The organism is Kitasatospora sp. NPDC048722, assembly GCF_040650235.1.
Lineage (GTDB): Bacteria > Actinomycetota > Actinomycetes > Streptomycetales > Streptomycetaceae > Kitasatospora.
Genome location: NZ_JBEZGX010000022.1, coordinates 56,599 through 79,771 on the forward strand (window position 1 = coordinate 56,599; position 23,173 = coordinate 79,771).

Consider the following 23,173-nt stretch of genomic DNA (forward strand, 5'->3'; position numbering starts at 1 on the left):
CGATGTCGCAGTCGAATGATATGTGTGTGCGCGTGAAGATCCTCCGTCCCTCGCGACGCGCCACCCTGCCCGTGGCCGTCACCGCCGCCCTCAGTGCGGCACTCCTCGCCGGCTGCACGAGCTCGGGCGGCAGCGGCACCGCCGCCTCCGGCACGCCCACGCCCGGCACCGCCGCCGCGGCGCCGACCGCCACGCCGACCCCGACGCCCAGGCCCACCGGCGCCGCCGACCCGGCACTCAAGGCCTTCTACGGCCAGCAACTCGCCTGGGCGGCCTGCCCGCCGGACCCGCAGACCGGGAAGACGGACGACTCCGCCCTGCAGTGCGCCGCCCTCAAGGTGCCGCTCGACTACGCCAACCCGGCCATCGGCACGCTCGACGTCGCCGTCGTCCGCGACCCGGCCGGCAAGCCCGACCAGCGCGTCGGCTCGCTGCTCCTCAACCCCGGCGGCCCGGGCGGCTCCGGGGTGACCATGGTCAAGGCCGGCGCCAAGCAGTCCAAGGGCACCACCCTGCACGACCGCTTCGACATGGTCGGCTTCGACCCGCGCGGCGCCGGCGCCACCAGCCCGATCAACTGCCTGGACGACCACGCCCGCGACGGCTGGCTCACCACCGACCAGCCCGGCGACGACCACGGCAAGGCACTCGCCGACGCCTGCCGGGCGAAGTACGCGAGCGTCCTGCCGTACGTCGGCACCCGCAACACGGCCCGCGACATGGACGTCCTGCGCGCGGTCCTCGGCGACCAGAAGCTCAACTACCTGGGCATGTCCTACGGCACCTACCTCGGCTCCCTCTACGCCGAGGAGTTCCCGGACCGCGTCGGCCACCTGGTGCTCGACGGCGCCACCTCGCCCTCCACCAGTCTCGTGCAGCACAACGTCGAGCAGCAGGCGGGTTTCGAGCGCGCCCTCAAGGCCTTCGCCGCCGACTGCGCCGGCAAGGACGGCTGCCCGCTCGGCCAGGACCCCGACCGGGCCCCGCAGAAGCTCGCCGACTTCCTCGACGGCCTCAAGGACAGGCCGCTGACCACCTCCGACGGCCGCACCCTCACCGCCACGGCCGCCTGGAACGGCGTGCTCGACAACCTGTACGGCGGCGAGCGGGACTGGAAGCCGCTGCGGGAGATCCTCAAGGCCGCCATGCGCGGCAAGGGCGACTACCTCTACCAGCTCGCCGACGGCGCCTCCGGCCGCGACAAGGACGGGCACTACAAGGCCTCGGCCGACGCGTACACCGCGATCCACTGCGCCGACGGCGCGACGAACACCCCGCCCGCCGACCAGCTCCAGGCCGCGCTCGCCGACCTCGCGGCCAAGGCGCCGCTGGTCAGCAGGCACAACCCGACGGCCGCGCTGTTCGACCCGGACTGTCGCACCTGGCCGGCCGCCTCCGCCGAGAAACCGCACGCGATCAAGTCGGCCGCCGCCAACCCGATCGTCGTCGTCGGCTCCACCGGCGACCCGGCCACGCCGTACGCGTGGGCGGAGAAGCTCACCTCCGAGCTGGGCAACGCCGTCCTGCTGACCCGCGAGGGCGAGGGGCACACCGGGTACGGCGCGAGCAGCTGCATCCGGACCGCCGTCGACGCCTTCCTGGTGGACGGCACCGTCCCGGCCGCCGGGACGCGCTGCCCGACGGACGCACCGACCGGCTGACCGGCTGACCGGCCGACGGGTTGATCGACTGACGGACTGACACCTCACGCCCTGGGAGGTGCCGCGGATCGCGGCACCTCCCAGGCATTTCTCATCCCCGACCCCGGGAACGATCTGTCATGTGCACGCTATTGTGGGCCGATCCAACAACTTTCAACGACCCAGGTGACACCTGATATTCCACCAGAGAAGGCCGGGGGGCCATGCCAGCTGACTTCGATCCCGGCCCGCACGCCGACGACGCCCGTGCGGGCCTGCTCTACCAGGGCTGCGACGTCGAGGAACTCCACGCGCTGGTCAGCGCCCACTTCTCGCCCCACCGCCTGCGCGTCCTCGACCACGACCGGCGCGCCGACGGCCAGTTCCGCCGGATCTGGGCCGGACCCGTCTCCGTCTACGACCTCGGCTACGGCACCGCCGTGGAGATCGACCCGGGCGAACTGGCCAGGTTCTACAACGTCCACATCCCGCTCGCCGGCCACGGCACCGTCACCGTCGACGGCACCGAACTGCCCACGACGCTCAGCATCGCCGGGCCCGGCCAGCGGCTCGCCATGGCCTGGAACGGCGACAGCCTCAACCGCGTCGTCCTGATCACCCGCCAGGCCCTCGACGACGCCCTGGCCGTCCGGCTCGGCGACACGCCGTCGGGCATCACCCGCTTCGACCCGGTGCTCGACGCCGGCTCGGGCACCGTCGCCGCGTGGCTCAGCACCGTGCAGAGCTTCACCCGCTCCGCCCAGTCCGGCCTGCTCGACCGCTCGCCGCTCGCGCGCGGGCACTTCGAACAACTGCTGGTCCACGGCCTCCTGGACGCCCAGCCGCACCGGATCAGCCCCTGGTCGGGCCCGGACCGCGCCGCACCCGCCGGAGCCGTCGGCCGCGCCCTCGCCTACTGCAGCGACCACGCGCACGAACCGATCTCGGTCGCCGACATGGCCCTGGCCGCCCGGGTCAGCGTGCGCAGCCTGCGGGCCGGCTTCCGCAGCCGGCTCGGCACGACCCCGCTCGCCCACCTGCGGAACGTCCGGCTGGAGGCGGCCCACCGCGACCTGCTCGCGATGGCCCGTGGGGAGGCCACCGCGAGCACCGTGACCGAGGTCGCCCTGCGCTGGGGCTTCACACACCTGGGCCGCTTCGCCGAGACGTACCGCAAGACGTACGGACGGACGCCGTCGGCGGTCCTACGCGAGAACCGGCCCCCGCGAGAACGCATCCATTAGACCGTCCGCCCCGGTCGGGCACTATCCATCCACGGCAACGGCGGACCGGCCGCGGATGGATAGCCCGCCCGGACCCGGCCAGGTAAGCCTTGCCTGACGGGAAGGACCCGGAGTGTGCCGTCGGTCGTTCGTGCGCAACTCCTCGGCCCGGCACGGCCCGTCGTCGGCAAGACCCGCCTCCGGCAGGCCTGTCGTCCGGCAAGACCCGTTTCCAGCAAGGCCCGCTGTCCAGAAAGGGATGTCCCATGCCGATGAGTCGCAAGGTCCCCGGCGCGCTCGCCGTCCTCGTCCTCACCGCCGGTCTCGCCGCCACCGCCCCGGGCGCCTACGCGGCGCCCGGCATGCGGGAGGCCTCCGCCAGGCCTGCCGTCACCGCCGACTGCAGCGTGCACGGCGACGGCAGGCTCTGGTGCGGCAACAACGCCGGCGCCCGGGCCTTCGCCGACCGTTCCTACCGCTCCGCGACCCGCGGCACCCTGGTGGGCGGCTACAACTGGTTCGACTGCTGGGGGCACGGCGACACCCACCCCGGCGGCAACGACATCTGGTACTGGACCCAGACCGACCAGGGCCCGTGGGGCAACGTCCCCGCCGTCGACGTCTTCACCTCCTCCGACCCGGCGCCGGGCCTGCGCCAGTGCTGACCCACTGACGGATGCCCGTGTGGCCCGTGCCTCCCCTCCCACCGCCGAGGGGCGGCGCGGGCTCTCACTGGTTCCGTGGCACTACGCCCCTTCCGGGCCGGCCAGTTCGTCGACGAGGGCCGAGCGGGGCTGCGGGATCTCGCCGTAGTCCTCGTCGTCGGAGGTGACGGTGAGGCGGTTGACCGCCGCCTCCAGGGCGGCCGGCAGCTTCGGGTGGAGTCCCTCGTGGCAGCGGGCGAGGATGTCGTGGCGCACGTCGTCCGGGAACAGGGGCTCGGTGGCACGGTGAGTACGGTGCTTGCGGCGCGGATCGGCGGCGAGGTGCTCCGCCTGGTCACGCCAGTAGGCGGCGTCCCGGGGCTCCCCCAGTCGCAGGTGGTGCAGGTGCAGCAGGTACGCGGCGGTGGAGCTGCCCGAGCCGGCGGCGAACTGCCACCAGAACTGGGCCGGGTCGTCCCGGCCGGTGACGGCCAGCAGGCACCCGAAGACCAGCGCGCCCTCGGGGTGGATGCGGCGGCTGTTCACCAGCAGGTCCAGCGAGCGGCCGGCCTGCGGCGCGCCGAGCACCAGCGCGGTGGCCAGGTCCAGCTCGTGCGCGGCCTGTTCGTGCTCGGACGGGAACGGCGCGGGCGCGGCCGTCACGCGGTCCGACAGGGACGGCGAGGAGGCCAGCGCGCACGGGACGACCGTGACGTGCCGGGCCCCTTCGTTCACGCCTCCGTCCACCCAGCCCAGTAGTCGTCCGTACGCCCCCGTCATCGTTCCTCCCCCCGACACGCCTCCAGTACCACGGACCGCCCCGACGCGAAGTCCGGCCGCCCGACCGCCCGTGCGATGCGGCGGTGGGCCTGGCGGCGGTGCGCGCGCAGCGTCGCGGGCGGGATGCCGAGGTACGCGGCGGCCTCCTCGTCCGCCAGGCCGAGGCAGTAGGCGAGGACGACGGCGTCCCGCTGGCGCTCGGGCAGGGCCAGGACCGCGCCGAGCAGTGCGAGCTGTTCGGCCAGGGTCTCCGGGTGCAGGCCGGCCCGGTGGCAGAAGCGGCCGATCGCGGCGTCCATCGCGGCGGTCTGGACGGCGGCCGGTTCGCCCTGCGCGGCCAGCCAGGCGGCGAGGTGCTCCTTGAGCAGGCGCCAGGCGTAGGCGGCCGGGACCTCCTGGCGCAGCGCGAGCGCCCAATTGCGGTGCAGGTGCTCCCGGGTGCGGCGGACCACGAGGGCGGCGGCGTCGCCCTGCGGGCCGACCTGGGTGCGGGCGAACGCGGTCCAGGCGGGCTCGTGGGTGCCGCAGAAGGCGTCGAAGGTGAGTCTCAAGCGGGCGCCCCGGTTGACGGTCATGCCGTGGACCTTCCCGTGCGGTCGAAGGGGAACGTGCGCGCCCCCATGACACATGCAAGCGCATCGGGGGGCTCGTCGTGCAACGGCGGCGCACGGATCCGGCGGAGAGGACGGAAAAGTAGGACCACGGACGGAACTGACGGTTCCTCGCCTATTCTTGGGCCCCGGGCGTCGTGGCGAAGGGGGAGCCGTGGGGGCGGGAAGTGACGGTGCCGAGGTGGATCTGCAGCTGTACCGGGCGCATTCGGCCCGGATGTACGACTACTTCCTGGGCGGCACCACCAACTTCGCGCCCGACCGCGAGGCGGCCGGGCGGGCGATGGCCGTCTTCCCGTGGGCCCGTACCGCCGCCCGCGCCAACCGGGCGTTCATGCACCGCTCGACCCGGCTGCTCGCGGACCGTGGAATCGAACAGTTCCTCGATGTCGGCACCGGCATCCCGACCTCGCCCAACCTGCACGAAGTAGCCCAACGAGTGAACCCGCGAGCGCGCGTCGTCTACGCCGACAACGACCCGATCGTGTACGCGCACGCGCAGGCGCTGCTGCACTCGACCCCGCAGGGCCGCACCGCCTACGTCCAGGCGGACGTCCGCGAACCGGAGGCCATACTGCGCTCGGCCGAACTGCGCGACACGCTCGACCTCGGCCGGCCGGTGGCGCTCAGTCTGGTCGCGCTGCTGCACTTCGTACCGGGCGAGGACGACGCCCACGCGATCGTCGACCGGCTCAAGCGGGCCGTGCCCGCCGGCAGCGCGCTCGTGCTCAGCCACGGCACGCCGGACTTCGCCCCCGCCGAGACCGAGCGCGCCGCACAGGTCTACCGGGCCGCCGGCACCGCGCTGCGGATGCGCACCCGGGAGGAGATCGCCCGCTTCTTCGACGGCTGGCGGCTGCTCGACCCGGGCCTCGTCGCCAGCCACCGCTGGCGTCCGGATGCCGGCGAGGACGGTGCCGGGCCGGGCGGGGCGACGGACGCGCAGGTCTCCGCCTACGCGGCCGTCGCCGTCAAGCCCTGAGCCCGGGCCGGTGATCAGCCGGTCTTCCCGACGGCCTGGGTCAGCCACGCGAACACCGACGGCACCATCGGCTCCCACGTGGACGTCAGGTGCGGCCCGTTGACCTCGACCGGGGTGACGACGGTCGGCGCCTTCGCGGCCTTCTGCAGCGCGACCGCGTCCTCGTAGCCGTCGCCCTTCTTGCCCGTCACGTAGAGCGCGACGTTCGGCGGGGTCTGCGCGTGCTGCAGCATGTAGACCGGGTTGGAGACCTCCCGCAGGTGCGGGTCCTTGGCGGTCAGCGAGTCGTTCTCGCCCATCGGGTCGTTGTAGCCGGACATGCTCACGGCCGCGTGGAAGCGGTTCGAGTGCGCGATGCCGAGCCGCGCCGCGCAGTGCGCGCCGGCCGAGTAGCCGGCCACGGCCCAGTTCTCGGGGCCGGGCTCGGCGCGGAAGTTGTCGAGGACCATCTGCGGCACGTCACGCGCCAGCCAGGTCTCGGCGTTGACCTTGCCGGGCACGTCGGCGCAGCCGGTGTCGACGTGCCCGGGGAGCAGCACGACGCGCGGCGAGACCAGGATGAACGGGGCGACCTGACCGGACTTCATCAGCGGCGCCAGCTGCTTGGAGGCGTTCATGCTGCCGAACCAGGCGCTCGACGAGCCGGGGAAGCCGGCGAGCAGTTCGACGACCGGGAACTTCTTGTCCTTGTACGCCGGGTCGTCGTACTGCGGCGGCGTCCAGACCAGGACCTCGCCGTCCACGCCGGAGACGCGGCCCTTCAGGTCGGTCGTCCTCACGTCCTTCGGCACGGCCTTGTCGTCCACGGGCCCGAACTGCTGGATCACCCGGGCCTGTCCGGGCGGGTTCGCGGCCGCCGTCGCGTCGCCCGCGGGCGGCACGGGCACGGCCCGGACGTGGTTGCCGGTGCCGAGCAGGTCGTCCCAACCGCCGTAGAGGTGGTTGTCGTTGTTCACCGTCACGAACACCAGCGTCACGGCGGTGACCTGGGCGAACAGCACCATCGCGAACCGCGTCCCGAACCGGAGCGGCTGCGGCCCGCGCACCCGGTTCCAGAAGTACATCAGGAGGCCTATGGAGACCGGGACGAGGACGAGCGAGAGGACGAAGAAGGGCGTGCCTGTCAGTTTCACACCCTTGTTGACGGTGAGGACGGGTGTCCGGTTGCCTCTCGTGGATCACGCCTTGGAGGACTTTCCGCGGCGAGGAGCGGACCGGTCGCGATCGGGCCGTCTCAGCCGGCGAACCCGGGCACCACCAGGCCCGATTCGTACGCGATCACCACGGCGTGGGTCCGGTTCTGCGCACCGAGCTTGGTCAGCGCTTCGACACCGTCGGCGGCCTCCCCGACGACCGCGATCCCCGGCCGGGCCGAGAGGAGCACACGCAGACCGCTGCGGGTCACCTCGTCGTCGTCCGCGATCAGGACGGCGACGGGGGCGGGGGCGCGGGTGTTCACATCGGCGCTGGTCAGGGCAGGCGTGCCGGTGCACGAAGCGGTCATGACGACGAGCGTACCGGCAGCCGGACGGCGAGCCGCCAGTGTTCCGGCCCAGCCGGGCCGGACTCCATCTCGCCGTGCAACAACCGCACGCGCTCGGCGAGTCCGGGCAGCCCGTGCCCGGAGGTCGGGAAGGCCCGCCGGTCCGCTGCGCCCCGGGCCCCGGGACGGACCGGGTTGACCACCCCGAGCTCCAGGACGTCCGGCGCCGCCGCCACGCGGACCCGGACCGGCCCGCCGGCCCCGTGCCGCAGCGCGTTGGTCAGACCCTCCTGCAGGATCCGGTACGCCGCCCGGGAGAGCGTCCCGTTCACCTGCGCCCACCCGCCGGAGAGCTCCGGCTCCACCACCGCGCCCGCGTGCCGCAGCCGTTCGAGCAGCTCGGGCAGGTCGGCCAGGCTCCGTGTCGGCGCGGTCGGCGCGCTCTCCTCGCGCAGCGCGCCCAGCACGTGGTCCAGGTCCTCCAGCGCCGACCGGGCCGACTCCTCGATGCTGCGCAGGGCGGCCCGCGCCGCCACCGGGTCGGTGGCGAGCACCTCGCCCGCCACCGCCGCCTGGATCGTCGTCGCCGTCAGGGTGTGCCCGATCGAGTCGTGCAACTCGTGGGCGAGCCGGTTGCGTTCGGCCAGCCGCCGCTCCCGCTCGGCCGCCAGCGCGAGCCGTTCCGCCGGGGACGGCCCGAGCAGCCTCGGTGCGAGCCACCGCAGCGCCCGCGTCACCGCCGCGCAGCCCACCACCGCCAGCAGCAGGCAGCCGAGCGCCGTCACCCCGCGCGACCAGGCGCCGTCCGCCCGCACCGTCCGGCCGAAGACGCTCAGCCCCGCGTCGGCGCCGAGCGGGAGGGTGAGGGCGGCGAGGAGCAGGAGGCCGCTCACCGTCGTCCCCATCCATCCGAGGGCCACGTGCAGCACCAGCCACAGCGGCGTCCGGAGGCGATCGACGGAGGCGGGTACGGGAGGGCCCGCCGCCGTGTCGGGTGAGGCGGCGCGTCGACGCGTGGCCACCGGATCCGGCAACGGCACCTTCAGCGCCCACCGGGCGCACGCGACCAGCACCCGCCGCGTGGTGCGGGCCAGCCCGACCGTGCCCACGAGCGCGGCCCAGGCCACCAGGGTCACGACGACCCGCACTCCGTAGGGGGCGGACCGCCACGTCAGCGCCGGAAGCATCGCGAGGGGAAGCAGCGGAAGGCTCGCCACCGCGCCGCAGAAGGCGAACAGCGCACCCGAGTACGTGGAGCCGCGCAGGAGCGGCCGGAATCCCTTGATCATGATCGGACCAGTATCTCGGTCGCGGTCACCGGCGGCCTCCCCCGATCGGGGGAGCGCCCTTTCCCGCTCTCCCGTGATGTGCTCCGGGAGCTCCACGGACCAGGATCGTCCCGTCCACCTGATGGGAGAACCCCTGTTGAACGCGTACGACACCCGGAGCACCACCACACCGCCGAACCACGCACCGCCGAACCACGCACCGCCGATCGGCACCCCGCCGGCCAGCAACGGCCTGGCCGCGGCGGCCGTGGTGGTGGGCACCGCGGGCCTGCTCACCTCGGTCGCCTTCGTCGGCGGCCCGCTCGGCGTGATCGGCCTGGTCCTGGGCACCGCGGCCCTGCTGAAGGCCCGGCGGACCGGCACCGGCCGGGGCGCGGCCGCCACGGCCGTGGTGACGTCGTCCCTCGCGATCGTGGTGTCCGGCCTCGTCGCCGTCCTCTTCGTCTGGTACGCCAACCGGACGCAGGCGTGCTACCAGCCCGACAGCCTCCACCAGTACACGGAGTGCGTACGCCAGCACCTCTCCCGGAACTGACCGGCCGCCGACGTGTCCCGCCCGGCCACCCGGGGCCGTGTCCCCGGGGGCGGGTGAGTCGTTCTCCGTCCGGCCGGTCGCCGTCCCCGAGGGAGCACTCCCATGCCCAACCCCCGCACCACCGCCGTCGCCGCGACCCTCGCGCTGCTCGCCCTCGCCGCGCCGGCCACCGCGGCGCAGGCCCGGACGACGACGGCGAACTGGCTGAACGTCGCACTCTTCGCCGGCTCCGACGACAAGCAGCTGGTCGGCCGCGACAGCGCCACCCTGCACTGCGCCGACGACGGCGTGGCGACCGGCCACCCCCACGCCGCCCAGGCCTGCCGGGACCTCGCGGCGGCCGACGGCGACGTGGCCGGGATCGCCCACCGAGACGGCATGTGCCCGATGATCTACAGCGCCGTCACCGCGAAGGCGTACGGCACGTGGAACGGACGGCACGTCGAGTACAGCAAGACCTTCGCCAACGACTGCGTGATGAAGGCGCAGACCGGCGCCGTCTTCGACCTTTCGGTGCCCGCCACCGGGTGAGCCCCGTAAAACCCCTGGTGGAACGGGCCGGAGGACGGCATGCTCGGGCCCGTGATGGAAGTACCGCTGCACCAGATCCGCGCCCGCCACACGCCGCGGACCCTCACGGTCTACCAGGCGTACTCCCCGGAGATCGGCCTGCCCGCCGCCCGTGACGCCCGCTTCCCGCCCGCGTGGAAGCGGGACCGGATGACGTGGGTCAAACCGTCGTTCCTGTGGATGATGTACCGCTGCGGGTGGGGCACCAAGGCCGGCCAGGAGACCGTCCTCGCCGTCGAGATCACGCGCGAGGGCTTCGAGTGGGCCCTGCGGAACGCCTGCCTCTCCCACTACGCGCGGGGCCTCCACCCCGACCGGGCCACCTGGCAGCGCGCGTTGAAGGCCGCGCCGGCCCGCGTCCAGTGGGATCCGGAGCGGGACCTCCACCTCCAGGCGCTCCCCCACCGGGCGTTGCAGCTCGGGCTCTCCGGCGAGGCCGCGCACCGGTACGCGGACGAGTGGACCGTGGGCATCACCGACGTGACGGCCCTCGCCCACGAGGTCCACGGCCTCGTCCGCGCCGGCGACCTGACGGCCGCCCGCGCGCTGCTCCCCGAGGAGCCCCGGTACCCGGTGGACGACGACCTCCTCGCCCACCTGCGCGGCTGATCAGCCGATCCGCGGCGCGAGGTACTCCAGCGCGTAGCCGTCGCCGGCAGGGGCCACGCGGGCGATTCCGGGTGAGTCGAGGTGGGCGCCGGCCACGAACCACTGTGGCTGGGCGAGTTGCTCCAGGAGAGCCGCCCGCGCGGTGCGGGCCCGGGGTTGGTCGCCGTCGTACTCCCAGGCCACGTTCGGCCGGTCGAACTGGAGCGTGGGCACGTGCACGGTGTCGCCCCAGACGAGGAGGCGGCCGGTACCGCTCCTGATGTCGTAGACGGTGTGACCGGGCGTGTGACCCGGCGCCGGGACCGCGGTCGTCCAGTCGTTGATCGCGGCCTTCTCCGACACGGGGACGACCCGGTCGCGGAGCGGCTCCAGCCGTCCCGTGAACACCGGGGCGTCGGCCGCGCCGATCCACACGCGTTCGAGCTTGGCGAACGCCTCCGAACCGTCCGGCGCGATCAGGCCGCTCACGTGGTCCAGGTGCCGATGGGTGATGGCCACGTCGGTGATCTGCGCGCGGTCGATCCCCGCTTCGTCGAGCGCGTCGTGGAGCAGCCCCATGGTGGGCTCGTGCCACGCGTCGGACGCGCCGGTGTCGACGAGGACCGACCGCGTTCCGTCGGTGATGAAGAAGGCGTTGACCGACAGCCGCAGATTGCCGCCGACCAGCGGGACGGCGCCCGGCAGCACGTCGAACGCGCACCCGTGCTCGTCGCGGAGCAGCGTCGGCGGCATGTCGATGTACCCGTCCCGCAGTGAGACCACCCGCAGGTCGCCGAACTCGAACGCGGCATGGTGGCGGCCACTCGACGTCAAACGCATGGAATCTCCGTCGTGTTGGGGTGCTTCACGCATCTCGGGTGGAGGATCTCCATCTTCGGCCACTCGGGCGATGCTGTCCAAGGCCGAGGCGGCCCGGCCCGGGACCGGGCCGCCTGGACCGGAACCGCGTCGCTCAGCCCGTGACCTCCACCGTGACGTCGTAGGTGCGCTGGTCCGGCCCGCACGCGAGGGCCTCGCCGCAGACCGTGCGGGTCGCGGTGAGGTGGACGGTGCCGGCCGCGTGGGCGGTGAACGCCGTCGTCACGGTGCCGCAGCCGGAGCCGGGGCGGCAGGACGGGGACGGGGTGGTCGTCGGGGTGCCGCTCGGGGCGGCGATGTCGGCGGCCGAGCTGGCGGGGGCGGACCAGTACGTGCTGTGGAGCTGGACGGTGACGGTCGAGCCGACCTGGACCTTGACCGTGGTGCGGTCGGCGTGTTCGTCCACCGTGACCGCCGCGGGGCTCGGGGTGGGTGCGGCGACGGCGGTCGTCGACGCACCCGCCCCGGTGGAGGCCCCGGTGGAGGCGCAGCCGGTCAGGGCGAGGAGGGCGGAGGCCAGGGCCAGGGTGGCGGGTCGTCTCAGGTTCACGGTGGGGTTCCCTCGTGCTGGTGGGGGACTGCTGTGGTGCCGGTTGGACGCGGCCGGGACGCGATCGGATCCCTCCTGAGCAGGAAAGAAGCGGTAAAGCCGCAGGAAAAGCGCCGCACCGGGGCGGGCCCTGTGGCCCACCCCGGTGCGGTCGGTGGAGACGACGATCAGATGGGCGTCAGGAGACGGTCACGTCGTCGTAGTAGGTGTAGGTCGGGTCGCCCGGGTAGTTGTCGTCGTGGTTCGACAGGGTGAGGGTGTAGCTGTGGCCCGGGGTCACGGCCGCGGTCTTGTTGGTCCACGCCGCGGTGGCGGAGCAGGTCTTGGCGAGGACCGTGGTGGTGGTGCCGGTGGTGTTGTCCTTCAGGGTGGCGGTCGCCCAGTCGTAGGTCACGGTGTCCGGGCAGGTGTTGCTGTACCAGAAGGAGACCTTGCTGGAGCCGGCCGGGGCGGTGAACGTCTGGGCGAGGCTGGAGTCACCGGTCGGGTTGGTCGAGCCGACCATCGCGCCGTAGCTGCCCGAGTGGGCGGCGGCGGCCGGGGCGGAGGTGGCGCCCGCCGAGGTCCAGCCGGAGGTGCTGCCCGTCTCGAAGCCGCCGTTGGTGATGGCGCTGCCGCCGCCACCGGTGCCGTTCTCGGTCCAGCTGAAGGAGGTGCTGCCCGCGGCGCCGGTGGTGTCGGTCGCGGTGACCGTGACGCTGGAGGTGCCGGCGGCGGTCGGGGTGCCGGAGATCAGGCCGGTCGAGGAGTTGATCGACAGGCCGGCCGGCAGGCCGGTGGCCGCGTAGGTCAGGGTCTGGCCGGAGGCGGAGTCACTGGCGCTGATCTGCAGGCTGGCCGCGGTGCCGACGGTGCCGGTCTGGCCGCCCGGGTTGGTGACGGTGACCGTGTTGCCGTGGGTCAGGATGGCGTGCGAGATCGCGCAGGAGTTGGTGTCGTTGGACCAGCTGGCCTGCTCGGCGAAGGTGCCGAAGGAGCCGAACGAGACGTTCGCGGCGCCGCCGGTGGTGCCGGGCTTGAGCCAGGCGCACTCGTCGGAGTTCTCCTGCCCGTTGTAGCTGCTGCCGGACACGTGGTTGGTCCAGCCGCCCGCCGGGTTCTGGTCGGACATCATCTCGTGCCACTCGTGGCCGAGGGTCATCGTCCAGCCGTCCAGCGTGCCGGGCGAGTTGACGAAGCCGACGCCGCAGTTGGCGCCCGCGTCGATGTTGTACGGCTGGTTCGAGAACGCGATGTCGCCGTAGGGCGAGGAGGCCGCGCCGCCGTTCAGCGTCGTGTCGCCGTTCCAGTCGTGCCAGGCGCAGTACCCGGTGGTCGGGTTCTGGTAGTCGTCCGGGTTGGTGCCGTGCGGCGACAGGATGATGTAGTACGCGTCGCGGTTGGCCGCGCCCGTCGTGTTGCCGAAGTGCCCGGCGGCCTTGACGGCCTCCTGGGCCAGCTGGTTGCCGGTCGACTGCTGCGGCGAGGCGCCCGCGTTGTCGTACCAGACGCCGGACAGGACGCCGCCGCTCTGGTACGGGACGAAGTTGGCGTTCGACGGGCAGCTGGTGGCGCCGGTGGCGACGTTGGGGCCGTCGCACCACTGGGTCAGGTCGGCCGACCAGGTCTCGCCGTTGGTGCCGATGCCCTTGAACATCTGCTGGGTCGCGCCGGCGGCGCCCGCCGAGTCGTTCGAGAACGCGGCGTTGCCGTTGGAGTCGGTGCTCTGGGTGCCCCACTGGTTCCCGTAGAAGACCAGGTAGACCTTCGAGTGACCGCTCTGGACGCCGATGCCGTCGACGCCGCCGCCGTAGGACAGGGTCTGCTGGCCGGTGGCGGCCGCCCGCTGCTGCGCGGCGGCGAACTTCTTGTAGTTCTCGTGCTGCTTCATGCCGGGCACCGCGCCGTGGCGGTACTCGTGGCCGTTCTGCGGGCTCCAGGGGTTGAACTCGTTGCCGGTGTCGGCCTTCGCCCCGGAGATGTCCTGCGCGGTGGCGGTGCCGGCCGCGCCGGCCAGACCGGCGGCGGCGAGCGCCAGGGACGCTATGCCGGTGAGGGCCGCGTACTTGGCGCGACGAATTGTGCGGGAGTGACCCATGGGGTGAGGGTGCCTCTCTCGTTCCGATCGCCCGGCACGGCTGGGGGGCCGTGGGCGATCCCTTGTGGGGAAGGGACCGACGGCGAATTCGCCCATGCCAATTCATCGGGTTCGCTACACCTCGGGAATTGACTGCGCGTCGGTTTCGCCGCCTGCTGGGAGTGAAGGAAAGCAGAGCTGATGAACGCGGGTCAACGGGCAAGGGTAAGGAACGATTAAGAGCGGGGTTCGCGCAGGTGAAGGGCCGTGTCACGGTGGATTCGGGGTGGTCGGACCCGAAGTTTACGCGTGTAGCCATTCACTGAATGCGGCTCGGAATACTGTTCCGGATTCAGCCGGAAGAGGGCACCCAACCCACTTTTCCGCCAACAGGTTTGAGCCGTCTCGGAGGCACCGTCACCCCCTCCGCGCGGACGGCGACGGCCGCCCCGCGCGTTCGAGGCGGCCGTCGGAGGCGTCGGTGACGGGTGGTCAGACCCGGTCGGCGGCGATCAGGACGTACTGGAACGAGCCGTCCTTGTAGGAGTTGATGAACGCCTCCTCGATGCCCGTGACGAGCGAGGTCGTGGCGCGCAGCTCCCAGTACGGCAGGGTGTCCGGAGTCAGGTCGATGACGGCCTGGGGCACGAGGCGGTTGTCCGCCATGGCGCGCAGGTACTCGCGGCGGGAGTGGATGTTGCACTCGAAGTGCGCGTTGATCTGCGAGACGTACTTGGAGGGCTGACCGTAGCGCGGGTTCCAGCAGCCGGTGATGGTGACGTACCGGCCGCCGACCGACAGGACGCGGGAGTGCTCGGCGAACAGGTCGTGCAGGTCGACGTACATGCTGGACTCGTTGTTCCACGAGCCCGCGACCGAGCCGGTCTCGAACGGCATGTCGAGCATGTTGTGGACGTGCGAGCGGACGAAGTCGCCGATGCCCAGCTCACGGGCGCGGTTGTTGCCGAACTCGGCCTGCTGGGTCGAGAGCGTCAGGCCCTGGACCTTGCAGCCGAAACGCTGGTGGGCCATCACCATGGAGCCGCCGCGCCCGCAGCCGGCGTCGACGAGCGTGTGGTCCGGGGCGATCGCACCGAGGTTGTCGAGCAGCACGTCGGTCTGGGCGGACTCCAGACGGTGGAGCTCGGCGATGACCTTCTTCTCGCGCTCGCTGTCCTCGGGGTCGCCGATGGCGGACTCGTCGATCGCGCCGATGCCGTAGTGGTGGTGGTAGAGACCGTCGACGTCACCCAGGCGAAGGTTCACGGGCCGGGCCTCATGGTCCCAGTAGCGCGCGATGTCGCCCTGGTAGGGAGTCGCCGGGCCGGGGATCACGGCGCCGGTCTGGGTGGCGCGGTCGTCGGTGAGGGACATGCGTCGAAGCTCCTTGCATGGCAGGTGAATAAAGGTGATCAGATGCGTTCGGAAATGGTCTTGGGCGGTCACCGGGGACGGGAACGGAAGCCGGGACCGGGTGCGGGTGAACGTCGGGCGTCACCAGAAGTCGGGCAGCGTGTACCGGAAGGTGTTCGTCTGGTGCCAGTAGTGGTTGCCGTCGAGCCACGCCGCCACGCCGCGCAGGAAGCGCACCAGGGTCGGGACGGGGCAGCTCGCCGCGAGCGCGGCCGCCTCGGCCTCGAAGGCGTGCATGAGCTCGTTGTGGACCTCGACGGCCTTGAGGTAGCCCTCGCGCTCGGACAGGTTCTCGCGCTCGGAGAGCACCACCGGCAGGTTCAGGTGCCGGCCGGGGCTGGCGAGCTCCTTGGTGTACGAGTACAGGTCGTTGACGATCGTGGTGGCGTTGCCCGCGAGCGCGATCACGCGCTGCATCGCGGGGAGGGCGTGCAGGTCGGACGGCAGCTCGTAGGCGCCGATCGAGTCGGTGAGCGTCGGGCAGGGACGGAAGTTGTTGAACTGGCGCATCGCCAGGTACTCCCACACCTCCGGCACGTGGTCCGTCTCGGCCCACGAGGCCTCGGCGAGGTACCCGAGGTGCAGGCGCGCCATGTCGTGCCGGAAGCGGTCCGACTGGGAGGGCGTGGCGGCGCGGACGAAGTAGTCCATCGCCGACTTGTACGCCCGGCGGGGCGCGTCCGAGGACAGCGACCGCTCCCACGGCCCGTGGTACTCGGCCGTGGTGTGCAGCGCGTCGAGCGCGGTGTGCGCCATCAGCAGACGGCCGCCGAGACCGATCGGCGAGCCGCCGTGGTCCTCGCAGTAGATGTCGTCCACGGCGTTCTCGGCGACCATCAGCCGGGCGGCGAGCATCAGGTGGTCGACGCTCGGCGCGTCCGGGTGGCAGGCGACCATGTAGCGGCCGGTGGAGAAACCGTCGAACTGGTCCTCCCACTCCGCCGGGTAGAGCTCGATCTCGTCGATCGCCCAGGCCTTGATCCTGAGGCTCAGCTCCTCGACCCGGACGGGATCGGGCTCGACGATCGGGTGGTGGTACAGGCCCGGGATCGGATCGCCCACCCTCGGCTTGCCGCCCCCGGCCGGGGCCTCCGCGGCCCGGGCGAGCGTGCCCGGCGACGGCGCGCTCGTGGGATCGACCAGCGGGACGTCCAGGACCGGCACGCCGGGGACCGGGGCGGACGGGATCGCGGCGGACGGCGCCTCGACGACCGGGAGTTCGGCGACCGGGGCCTCGGCGGCCGGGGACGGCTCCTCGACCGTCACGGACGGGCGGACCGGATAGAGGCCCGCCGTCCCGAGGCCGGTCGGGCCGCGCAGGATCCGGTCGATGGCGGATTCGGTCGTGGCCGCGGCGCTCATGGTCGCACCACCGCGAGGGTGGCGCCGGTCCGGCGCCGCTGCGCCGGCGGTGACTCCGGTGTGGTACCCAGGGGCATGGAGGGGCCTCCCGCTGAGAAGGGTTGCGAAGGACGTGACGGGCCGTCATGTCGCCCGGCGGAAGAGGGAACAGGCCGCTACGGACGGATCCATCCGGAGCCCGCCCTCTCGCTCGCCCCAACCGTAGGCGGACGGGCAGGTTCAACAACGCTTCGGACGATCTTCTACACCCGATTAGGTGAACGCTCGCATCTACGGCGTGCCAACTTCACTCGACTGTGAATGGTCGAGCCTGCGAGTGACCCCCAACCGGCTGCCGGGGGTTGGTCCCCGCGCCCCGTCACCGCCCTGCGGCGACTGGGGCGGATGGCTGCCGCCCCGCATTCCACGCGATCTCCGCCCGGCGGACGATGGCGCGGGAAGAGTTCTGGTCGGCATGCGCAACGACGCCGCACGACCGGCACGCGAGGGTGGCCTGATCGGGCTGGTTCCTCCTGTCGACGTGGTGGCACTCGGAACACTCCTGACCGGTGTACGCCGGATCGACGTGCACCAGCGGAACGCCCGCCCGCTTGGCCTTGTGGGCGACGAGGGAGCCGAGTTGGGCGAAGGCCCAGGAATGCAGCGCGACCCGCTGGGACTTCCTCGGGCGTACTGATGAAGCCGGGCCCCCGAGCATGAGCCGGCCCCTCTGACCCCGGTACGAACGATCCCCTCGTGCAGGTGGAGTTCGGCGTATCGCTCCGGGCGCGCCCGGGCCTGCGCCTCCACAGAGAGCCGGTCATGTTGACCGACTGATGGGCCATCACCATGCTGCAAGCCGCTCTGCGGGTGCTCGCCGTCCTGCCCCCGCACCAGTTGCGAGCTCTGGGCAGCCCAGAAGTGAGCCACCCACGGGGCCGCCCAGACCGGCCGGGTCCACGAGATCTACGCCCCCGGCGGCATCGACGTCCACGCCACCGCCCGCATCGACGACGGGCGCGCACCTGCGGTCATGACGACTCCTCTGGTGGACGGCTCGGGCCTCCCCCGGAACATCTCGCCCTCGCGAGCCCCCTGCCAGTCATTTCGCGTTGGCCGGCTACAGGAGGAGCCAGCGCACACCGCGGCGGTGGCGGACGGGCGGGACGTCCGCGCCATCGACGTCGTGGCCCGCGCGGTGGAGTCCACGGATCCGCTGGGCGTCGAGTCGGGCCCGGAGGCGGGCGCGGGCCTCCGCCGTGGCGATCCAGGTCGGGAACGAGCCCGTCCGGTAGTCGAGCGCGAGGTACTCCCAGGTGGTGATCCGGCGGCACGTCGCCACCGGGGCAGGCCGGCGGCCTTCGTGTGCGGCGGCGGCCAGTTCGGCGTTCGGGTAGCGCAGATCGCGCAGGGACACGGACTCCGACAGGCCCTCGCGGACGCGGAGGTGCCAGGGAGTCGTGCGGGCTGTGCGGGACATCGAGAGCCTCCGTAAGGCCCCCTGGACTCTCCAGAGGTACCTACGGCGGGTGGGTCGTGGTCAGCAGTGTCATCGGTGGGGACGATAGCCGCGTGGACGCGCGGAGGCTGCGGGTTTTCCGGGGAGCGGGCCGCCTGCGCCGCGGACACGCTCGACCCCTCCCAGGGGATGTCACGTCCTTCGGCACTGTCCGGTCTACCCGTTGGGTGCGGCCGTTGCGCGAGGCGGCGGCCGCACCCGGACGGAACTCCGGTGGCGGAAGGGGAATCACCAGTGAAGGCCATCATCGTGTGCACGTCCGTGTCCCACGGGAACACCAAGCGGGTCGCCGACGTCATGGGGCGGGTTCTGGCCGCCTCGGTCGTCGCGCCCGAGGAGGTGGCGGCAGCCGACCTCTCCGCCTACGACCTCGTGGGCTTCGGGTCGGGGATCTTCTCGGGGCGGTACCACCCTCGGCTGCGCCGGTTCGTCGAGGCGCTGCCCGAGGGCGGGCGGGCGCAGGCGTTCGTGTTCGCCACCAGCGGGCTTCCCGAACCCGGGTTCCGGCCCTTCACCCGGCCCCTCGTGCGGCGGCTCGAACGGAAGGGCTTCACCGTGTCCGACACCTTCTCGTGCCGCGGCTTCGACACCTGGCTCCCCTTCAAGCTCGTCGGCGGCATCAGCAAGGCCCGCCCCGACGCGGGCGACCTCGCCGCTGCGCACGCCTTCGCGGAGGGACTGCACGCCCGGTCACCTCAGAACGGGGGCTCCCGGGAGAACAGGTGATACCCGGAGGCCACGGCGACCGAGGCGAGCTCACCGGCCTCCGTACGCCCCAGCCACACCACGTCGTCTCCTTCGGCACCGAAGGTCACGAGGTCGGCCCCGTGCTCCTCGTCCTGCACGAGCTCGAAGGCACCACCGAAGAGGTCCTCCGTCCGCCGGGGCTGCCGGTTGCCGGCCCGGGCTCCCTGCCAGAACTCCAGGAACGGGGCCGTCAGCGCCGGCCACGCCACGGCGTCGCCGAAGCCGCCCGTGCCCGTCTCGGTCCGGAAGCCGATCCGGCGGTCCCCGGGGCGGACCCGCTCGATGTCGTCACCGACTCCGAGCGCCATCTCCCAACGGGCCACGGGTGTTTCGGCGACAAGGAGGCGGACGGCGGCGAGCTCCCGGCCGTCGAAGCGCTCGCCCATGAAGTCGTACGGCGCCTCCGTCCAGGCCGCCTCCATCCGGTACGCGCCGGGCGGGATCCGTTCCGCCAGCTCCCGGCCCGTCCGGGTCCGCAGGTCGATCCCGTCCTCGTCCGGCCACGGGGCATCGACGACGAGGCGGCCGCTGGGTATGCGGATCGTGGTCACCTCCCGCACCTCGACGACGCGGACGGGCACCGACGGGTCGTCGTGACGCGTCCCGAGCATGGCCCCCGGCGTGAAGGCCGTGTCCAGGTACCAGTTCTCTTCTGGCTCGGCCGCCACGCGGGCGTCTGCTGCAAGATCCATGCCGTGCACGCTATTCGATCGCACCGACGCCGCCCGTCTCCGCCTGGAAAGATCGCTTGCGCGGCCCCGGCGCCACGGGGAGACTCCCACGCATGACCACGCCGCCATCGTCACCCACGCCTCTGCACACCGACGGCTCGCCCATCCGGATCGGCGCCCTCGCTCCGTTGGCGAGGCCCGGCTGGGTCGAGGCGGGCCGACACCTGCTCGCCGGGCTGGAGCTCGCCGCTCGCGAGGTCAACGACGCCGGTGGGATCGGCGGCCGGCCGCTCGAACTGCTGGTCCGGGACACCGCCGCCGATCCGGAGCGGGCGGAGGCAGCGGTGGACGAGCTGGCGGGTCTGGGCGTGGTGGCGCTGGCCGGGGAGTACCACAGCGTCGTCGCCCGCGCCGCTGCCGCCAGGGCCGACGCCCTCGCGCTGCCGTACCTCTGCTCGTCGGCCGTCCTCGACGCGCTCACCGACAAGCCGACGGAACGGGTCGCCCGGATCTGCCCGGCGCAGTCCCACAGTTGGCGGGTCTACGCGGACTTCCTCCTCGGCGCGGGCCACCGTCGGATCGCCGTGGCGACCCAGCCGAGTGTGTACTGGGCGTCCGGGACCCGCCTCCTGCGGGAGTACCTCGTTCCGCACGGCGGCACCGTCGTCGAACTCGACGCGGGCGAGCTGTCCCCCGCCGCCGTGTGCGACCAGCTCGTCCACGACGGCGCGACGGCGCTGCTCCTGCTGACCGGTGCCCCGGAGCCGGCCGTGCCGGTGGTCAAGGCCGTCCGCGGCGACCAGCGACTCGCCGAGGTCCTCATCGGCGCTCCGGCGGGGCAGCCGGAGTTCGCCGAGTGGGCGGCGCTGCTGGGTGGCGACGGCGCGGCGGTCCCGTTCCTGCGCTACCTGCCGGAGCGCCTCGGCCCGTTCGGTGTGCGCGTCGAGACGGCACTCCGCGGGCACCTCGGCCAGGAGCCCTCCTTCGTCGCGTTCGAGGGCTACGACACGATCACCGTCCTCGCCGACGTCCTGCGGTCGCACGGCACGGACCGGGCGCGCGTCGCCGAAGCCTGGCCGAGCGTCGACGTCGAGGGCACCCGCGGGCGGATCCGCTTCTCCCGCGCCCCCGGCGTCAGCGTCCGGCAGTGGGCCTGGCCACCGGTCCAGGTCGTCGACCGGGACCCGGCGGACGTCGGACGCTTCCGGGTCCTTCACGCCGGATGACGGAGTACACCGTGCAGCCGTTCCCCGCGAATCCCGACAGCCTGGACGACCCCGTAACACTCGTCGACGACCAGGGGACCAGCTGGGTGCTCCACCGCAAGCGCCTGGCCCTCCGCGCCGTTCGTCGGCTGCTCAAGGACGCGGCGGCGCCGGTCGTGTGGGGGGATGTGGGCGGCCTCAGGCCACGACCCGTGGCCGAGGCCGAGCGCTCCCTGCTCTGGACCCGGATCAAGGACGAGTACAAGGGCCCCGGCGGAGCGCGGTCGGTCGGCCGCTACGTGGCCCATGAGTTCCGCGCCGAGCCAGGCCGCCGCATGCTCTTCATCGAGGACCACTGCTGAACGTGCGCCCGCCGCGCCGGGGTTACCACTCGAGTGTCCCGTCGCGGCGGAGCACCGGCCGGTGCAGCTGCGCCGCGTGGTCGGGGTCGTCGTGGTGCAGCATCGTGTCCGCCACCGCGTGGAGCCACGCCCCGAGGGACGGCCAGCCGAGGAAGTGGTCGTCGCCGTGGGCGGCGTAGCCCAGGCGGCCGCACCAGAGGCCGGGGCCGGCGTCGAGGAAGTGGTCGTCGCCGTCCCGGCCCGCGAACGGCACCCACAGGGTGCCCCACCAGGGCGTCTCCGTCTCGTCGGGGTCGTCGGCCTCCCAGTTGCGCATCCTCGTCTCACGGGTCTCGACGATCCGCTCCGTCGATTGACATCCTCTCCGCTCTAAAGGACGGAGATTCCCGCCTGCCCCGCCGTTGACGGGCTCGGCTTCGGGTGGGTTCCTGTTTCTTCGCGCTGCGCCGGGATGAGTCCCGGTCTCACCCATGCCCGCAGGCTGATGCCGCCGGTCCGGCGGCCTTGGCGACGTTGACCGCCGTGCCACCGAACCGCGAACTCGACCGCCTCGTCCAGTTCGGCGAGCCCGACCGCCAGCTCCCGGACCTCCGGCCACCCGCCCGCCGCCCCGAACGTCCGCAACGCCGCGCCCACCGCGTCCCCCTCGCCTCGCGCTCAGCTTCCGAGGGTCCTACGACGGTCCTCGGAGCGCGGCGCCCTGGCCGTGAGGAGCAGGACGAGTCCGCAGCCGGCCACCAGGATCCAGCCCGGCCGTGAGGCGTGCGCGAGCTCCGCCGGGCCGGCGTGCGCCACGAGGGCGCCGGCGAGGGCGATGCCGAGCGCGGAGCCGACCTGGCGTGCGGTGGACGTGATCGCGCCGGCCACGCCGGCCCGCGCGGGCGGCAGTCCGCCGACCGCCGTGTTGGTGATCGGCGCGTTGGCGAAGCCGAAGCCGACGCCGATGAGCAGGTAGGCACCCAGCAGCAGGGCCACGCTCGTGTTCCGGTCGAGCCCGACCAGGCAGAGGCCGCCGGCCAGGATGAAGGCGCCGGCCACGGTCAGCGGGAGCCTCGGTCCGTGCCGGCCGACCAGACGGCCGGACCAGGGCGCGCACACCGTCGCGCCGAGCGCCATCGGCAGGGTCGCCGCCCCGGCGGCCAGCGGCGTGAAGCCCCGGGCGTGCTGCAGGTACAGGGTGTTGAGCAGCAGCGTGACGTTCAGGGCGACGAAGACGGCCACGGCGCCCAGCACGGCGCCGCTGAACACCGGACTGCGGAAGAGCCGCACATCCATCAGCGGCTCGGCCCGACGGGACTCGACCCGCACGAAGGCCGCCGTCGCGGCGGTCCCCAGCGCGTAGGCGGCCAGAGCGGCCGGTGAGGTCCAGCCGATGCGCGGACCCTCGATCAGGACGCCGACGCCGGCCGCGATGACCACGGTCAGCAGCGCCTGCCCCGGGAGGTCGAGCCGCCGCGCCCGCGACCCCCGGGACTCGGGCACGAACACCGCGCTGAGCACGAGGGCGATCACGATGACCGGAGCGTTGATCCAGAAGAGCGACCGCCAGCCCAGCCCGGCCAGGAGTGCGCCGCCGGTGACGGGGCCCACGGCCATGCTCAGCCCGAAGACCGACGCCCAGACACCGATCGCGCGCGCCCGCTCGCGCGGGTCCGGCATCGTGTTCACCACGATCGCGAGCGCCACCGGGCTGAGCATCGAGGCGCCGACGCCCTGCACGGCGCGGGCGGCCACGAGCCAGCCCACCGACGGCGCCGCCGCGCAGACCACCGAGGCCGCGCCGAACACCGCCAGCCCGGTCCGGAACACCCGCCGGCGTCCGAAGCGGTCCGCCAGCGCACCGGAGGAGATCAGCAGGCCGGCCAGGACGACCGTGTAGGCGTCCACCGTCCACTCCAGGCTGCGGACGCCGACCCCCAGGCCGCGCCCGATGGCGGGCAGGCCCACGTTGACGACGGTGGTGTCCAGGCCCACCAGGAACATGCTCAGGCAGCAGACCGCCAGCACGGTCCAGCGATTGCGCGCGCTCAGAACGGGCTGGACGGGGTCGGTGATCGTCGCGGTCATGGTCCGCCTCTCGGGTCC

Annotated in this window: 24 protein-coding genes and 1 pseudogene; 10 read left to right on the forward strand and 15 right to left on the reverse strand. The window is 72.9% G+C overall.

The features are described from left to right. Positions 1–26 precede the first annotated feature (26 nt). From AB0C76_RS18220 to AB0C76_RS18230, 3 genes are all read left to right on the forward strand, one after another. Positions 27–1,661: an alpha/beta hydrolase gene (locus AB0C76_RS18220; protein WP_359965851.1), complete on the forward strand. Its 1,635-nt coding sequence runs from the start codon at positions 27–29 to the stop codon at positions 1,659–1,661. Positions 1,662–1,864: 203 nt separating this feature from the next. Beyond that, positions 1,865–2,884, forward strand: a complete 1,020-nt coding sequence (locus AB0C76_RS18225; RefSeq protein WP_359965854.1) for an AraC family transcriptional regulator — start codon at positions 1,865–1,867, stop codon at positions 2,882–2,884. A 245-nt stretch (positions 2,885–3,129) separates the two neighbouring features. Then, positions 3,130–3,528, forward strand: a complete 399-nt coding sequence (locus tag AB0C76_RS18230) for a hypothetical protein (RefSeq protein WP_359965857.1) — start codon at positions 3,130–3,132, stop codon at positions 3,526–3,528. A gap of 81 nt (positions 3,529–3,609) precedes the next feature. Here the strand turns inward: AB0C76_RS18230 and AB0C76_RS18235 are convergent, their stop codons facing one another. Both AB0C76_RS18235 and AB0C76_RS18240 read right to left on the reverse strand, forming a co-directional pair. Continuing rightward, complete coding sequence (locus AB0C76_RS18235; RefSeq protein WP_359965859.1) at positions 3,610–4,242, reverse strand: hypothetical protein; 633 nt, start codon at positions 4,240–4,242, stop codon at positions 3,610–3,612. A gap of 41 nt (positions 4,243–4,283) precedes the next feature. Beyond that, on the reverse strand, positions 4,284–4,862 hold the full coding sequence (locus AB0C76_RS18240) for a sigma factor-like helix-turn-helix DNA-binding protein (protein ID WP_359965862.1): 579 nt from the start codon (positions 4,860–4,862) through the stop codon (positions 4,284–4,286). Positions 4,863–5,079: 217 nt separating this feature from the next. On the opposite strand from AB0C76_RS18240, the gene AB0C76_RS18245 reads away from it, so the two are divergent. Then, positions 5,080–5,880 carry an SAM-dependent methyltransferase gene (locus AB0C76_RS18245; protein ID WP_359965865.1) on the forward strand — a complete coding sequence of 267 codons (801 nt, stop codon included), beginning with the start codon at positions 5,080–5,082 and terminating at the stop codon, positions 5,878–5,880. 14 nt (positions 5,881–5,894) lie between these two features. On the opposite strand, the gene AB0C76_RS18250 is transcribed toward AB0C76_RS18245, so the two are convergent. The 3 genes from AB0C76_RS18250 to AB0C76_RS18260 all read right to left on the reverse strand — a co-directional run bounded on the left by AB0C76_RS18250 (position 5,895) and on the right by AB0C76_RS18260 (position 8,652). After that, positions 5,895–7,013 carry an alpha/beta hydrolase-fold protein gene (locus AB0C76_RS18250; protein ID WP_359965868.1) on the reverse strand — a complete coding sequence of 373 codons (1,119 nt, stop codon included), beginning with the start codon at positions 7,011–7,013 and terminating at the stop codon, positions 5,895–5,897. A gap of 101 nt (positions 7,014–7,114) precedes the next feature. Beyond that, entirely contained in the window at positions 7,115–7,384 is a 270-nt protein-coding gene (locus tag AB0C76_RS18255) for a hypothetical protein (RefSeq protein WP_359965871.1), read from the reverse strand. After that, entirely contained in the window at positions 7,381–8,652 is a 1,272-nt protein-coding gene (locus AB0C76_RS18260) for a histidine kinase (RefSeq protein ID WP_359965874.1), read from the reverse strand. Before AB0C76_RS18260 ends, AB0C76_RS18255 begins: the two co-directional genes overlap by 4 nt. Before the next feature lie 121 nt (positions 8,653–8,773). Between AB0C76_RS18260 and AB0C76_RS18265 the strand changes: the two genes are divergently transcribed. The 3 genes from AB0C76_RS18265 to AB0C76_RS18275 all read left to right on the forward strand — a co-directional run bounded on the left by AB0C76_RS18265 (position 8,774) and on the right by AB0C76_RS18275 (position 10,366). Continuing rightward, a complete protein-coding gene (locus AB0C76_RS18265) occupies positions 8,774–9,187 on the forward strand; it encodes a DUF4190 domain-containing protein (protein WP_359965877.1) in 414 nt (137 codons plus the stop codon). A 102-nt stretch (positions 9,188–9,289) separates the two neighbouring features. Then, positions 9,290–9,718: an SSI family serine proteinase inhibitor gene (locus AB0C76_RS18270; RefSeq protein ID WP_359965880.1), complete on the forward strand. Its 429-nt coding sequence runs from the start codon at positions 9,290–9,292 to the stop codon at positions 9,716–9,718. A 54-nt stretch (positions 9,719–9,772) separates the two neighbouring features. Further along, positions 9,773–10,366, forward strand: coding sequence for a DUF4291 domain-containing protein (locus AB0C76_RS18275; protein ID WP_359966048.1), 594 nt, complete (start codon positions 9,773–9,775; stop codon positions 10,364–10,366). Here AB0C76_RS18275 and AB0C76_RS18280 read toward each other — a convergent pair whose 3' ends face one another. The 7 genes and pseudogenes from AB0C76_RS18280 to AB0C76_RS18310 form a co-directional block, all read right to left on the reverse strand. Continuing rightward, entirely contained in the window at positions 10,367–11,185 is an 819-nt protein-coding gene (locus tag AB0C76_RS18280) for an MBL fold metallo-hydrolase (RefSeq protein ID WP_359965883.1), read from the reverse strand. It abuts the gene before it with no gap. A 133-nt stretch (positions 11,186–11,318) separates the two neighbouring features. Then, positions 11,319–11,774: a hypothetical protein gene (locus AB0C76_RS18285; RefSeq protein WP_359965886.1), complete on the reverse strand. Its 456-nt coding sequence runs from the start codon at positions 11,772–11,774 to the stop codon at positions 11,319–11,321. Between the two features lie 178 nt (positions 11,775–11,952). Then, entirely contained in the window at positions 11,953–13,851 is a 1,899-nt protein-coding gene (locus tag AB0C76_RS18290; protein ID WP_359965889.1) for an Ig domain-containing protein, read from the reverse strand. 471 nt (positions 13,852–14,322) lie between these two features. Beyond that, entirely contained in the window at positions 14,323–15,204 is an 882-nt protein-coding gene (locus AB0C76_RS18295) for a geranyl diphosphate 2-C-methyltransferase (RefSeq protein WP_359965892.1), read from the reverse strand. A 120-nt stretch (positions 15,205–15,324) separates the two neighbouring features. Then, positions 15,325–16,605 (reverse strand): family 2 encapsulin nanocompartment cargo protein terpene cyclase, encoded by a 1,281-nt coding sequence (locus tag AB0C76_RS18300; RefSeq protein ID WP_359965895.1) that lies wholly within the window; start codon positions 16,603–16,605, stop codon positions 15,325–15,327. Positions 16,606–16,963: 358 nt separating this feature from the next. Beyond that, positions 16,964–17,278: pseudogene (locus AB0C76_RS18305) on the reverse strand (transposase); the annotation flags it as partial. A gap of 426 nt (positions 17,279–17,704) precedes the next feature. Then, positions 17,705–18,064, reverse strand: a complete 360-nt coding sequence (locus AB0C76_RS18310) for a hypothetical protein (protein WP_359965898.1) — start codon at positions 18,062–18,064, stop codon at positions 17,705–17,707. Positions 18,065–18,337: 273 nt separating this feature from the next. Between AB0C76_RS18310 and AB0C76_RS18315 the strand changes: the two genes are divergently transcribed. Beyond that, positions 18,338–18,829 carry a flavodoxin family protein gene (locus AB0C76_RS18315; protein WP_359965901.1) on the forward strand — a complete coding sequence of 164 codons (492 nt, stop codon included), beginning with the start codon at positions 18,338–18,340 and terminating at the stop codon, positions 18,827–18,829. Here the strand turns inward: AB0C76_RS18315 and AB0C76_RS18320 are convergent. Next, positions 18,799–19,542, reverse strand: coding sequence for a DUF4241 domain-containing protein (locus AB0C76_RS18320; RefSeq protein ID WP_359965904.1), 744 nt, complete (start codon positions 19,540–19,542; stop codon positions 18,799–18,801). The two genes, AB0C76_RS18315 and AB0C76_RS18320, sit on opposite strands and share 31 nt — an antisense overlap. 92 nt (positions 19,543–19,634) lie before the next feature. Here AB0C76_RS18320 and AB0C76_RS18325 point away from each other — a divergent pair, with 92 nt between their 5' ends. Beyond that, on the forward strand, positions 19,635–20,747 hold the full coding sequence (locus AB0C76_RS18325) for an ABC transporter substrate-binding protein (protein ID WP_359965907.1): 1,113 nt from the start codon (positions 19,635–19,637) through the stop codon (positions 20,745–20,747). Positions 20,748–20,758: 11 nt separating this feature from the next. Continuing rightward, the gene (locus AB0C76_RS18330) at positions 20,759–21,088 is read left to right on the forward strand and encodes a hypothetical protein (RefSeq protein ID WP_359965910.1); all 330 of its coding nucleotides are present in this window, start codon (positions 20,759–20,761) and stop codon (positions 21,086–21,088) included. Positions 21,089–21,110: 22 nt separating this feature from the next. Here AB0C76_RS18330 and AB0C76_RS18335 read toward each other — a convergent pair whose 3' ends face one another. After that, entirely contained in the window at positions 21,111–21,404 is a 294-nt protein-coding gene (locus AB0C76_RS18335) for a hypothetical protein (protein WP_359965913.1), read from the reverse strand. Positions 21,405–21,745: 341 nt separating this feature from the next. Further along, positions 21,746–23,155: an MFS transporter gene (locus AB0C76_RS18340; RefSeq protein WP_359965916.1), complete on the reverse strand. Its 1,410-nt coding sequence runs from the start codon at positions 23,153–23,155 to the stop codon at positions 21,746–21,748. Positions 23,156–23,173 lie beyond the last annotated feature (18 nt).

What these genes read in the sequence shown, in the direction of transcription:
- AB0C76_RS18270 (WP_359965880.1), top strand. Translation starts at nt 9,290, where the DNA reads ATGCCCAACCCCCGCACCACCGCCGTCGCCGCGACCCTCGCGCTGCTC.
- AB0C76_RS18225 (WP_359965854.1), top strand. Translation starts at nt 1,865, where the DNA reads ATGCCAGCTGACTTCGATCCCGGCCCGCACGCCGACGACGCCCGTGCG.
- AB0C76_RS18280 (WP_359965883.1), bottom strand. Translation starts at nt 11,185, where the DNA reads ATGCGTTTGACGTCGAGTGGCCGCCACCATGCCGCGTTCGAGTTCGGC.
- AB0C76_RS18240 (WP_359965862.1), bottom strand. Translation starts at nt 4,862, where the DNA reads ATGACCGTCAACCGGGGCGCCCGCTTGAGACTCACCTTCGACGCCTTC.
- AB0C76_RS18300 (WP_359965895.1), bottom strand. Translation starts at nt 16,605, where the DNA reads ATGAGCGCCGCGGCCACGACCGAATCCGCCATCGACCGGATCCTGCGC.
- AB0C76_RS18320 (WP_359965904.1), bottom strand. Translation starts at nt 19,542, where the DNA reads ATGGATCTTGCAGCAGACGCCCGCGTGGCGGCCGAGCCAGAAGAGAAC.
- AB0C76_RS18265 (WP_359965877.1), top strand. Translation starts at nt 8,774, where the DNA reads ATGGGAGAACCCCTGTTGAACGCGTACGACACCCGGAGCACCACCACA.
- AB0C76_RS18295 (WP_359965892.1), bottom strand. Translation starts at nt 15,204, where the DNA reads ATGTCCCTCACCGACGACCGCGCCACCCAGACCGGCGCCGTGATCCCC.
- AB0C76_RS18260 (WP_359965874.1), bottom strand. Translation starts at nt 8,652, where the DNA reads ATGATCAAGGGATTCCGGCCGCTCCTGCGCGGCTCCACGTACTCGGGT.
- AB0C76_RS18310 (WP_359965898.1), bottom strand. Translation starts at nt 18,064, where the DNA reads ATGTCCCGCACAGCCCGCACGACTCCCTGGCACCTCCGCGTCCGCGAG.
- AB0C76_RS18290 (WP_359965889.1), bottom strand. Translation starts at nt 13,851, where the DNA reads ATGGGTCACTCCCGCACAATTCGTCGCGCCAAGTACGCGGCCCTCACC.
- AB0C76_RS18230 (WP_359965857.1), top strand. Translation starts at nt 3,130, where the DNA reads ATGCCGATGAGTCGCAAGGTCCCCGGCGCGCTCGCCGTCCTCGTCCTC.
- AB0C76_RS18340 (WP_359965916.1), bottom strand. Translation starts at nt 23,155, where the DNA reads ATGACCGCGACGATCACCGACCCCGTCCAGCCCGTTCTGAGCGCGCGC.
- AB0C76_RS18335 (WP_359965913.1), bottom strand. Translation starts at nt 21,404, where the DNA reads ATGCGCAACTGGGAGGCCGACGACCCCGACGAGACGGAGACGCCCTGG.
- AB0C76_RS18275 (WP_359966048.1), top strand. Translation starts at nt 9,773, where the DNA reads ATGGAAGTACCGCTGCACCAGATCCGCGCCCGCCACACGCCGCGGACC.
- AB0C76_RS18325 (WP_359965907.1), top strand. Translation starts at nt 19,635, where the DNA reads ATGACCACGCCGCCATCGTCACCCACGCCTCTGCACACCGACGGCTCG.
- AB0C76_RS18255 (WP_359965871.1), bottom strand. Translation starts at nt 7,384, where the DNA reads ATGACCGCTTCGTGCACCGGCACGCCTGCCCTGACCAGCGCCGATGTG.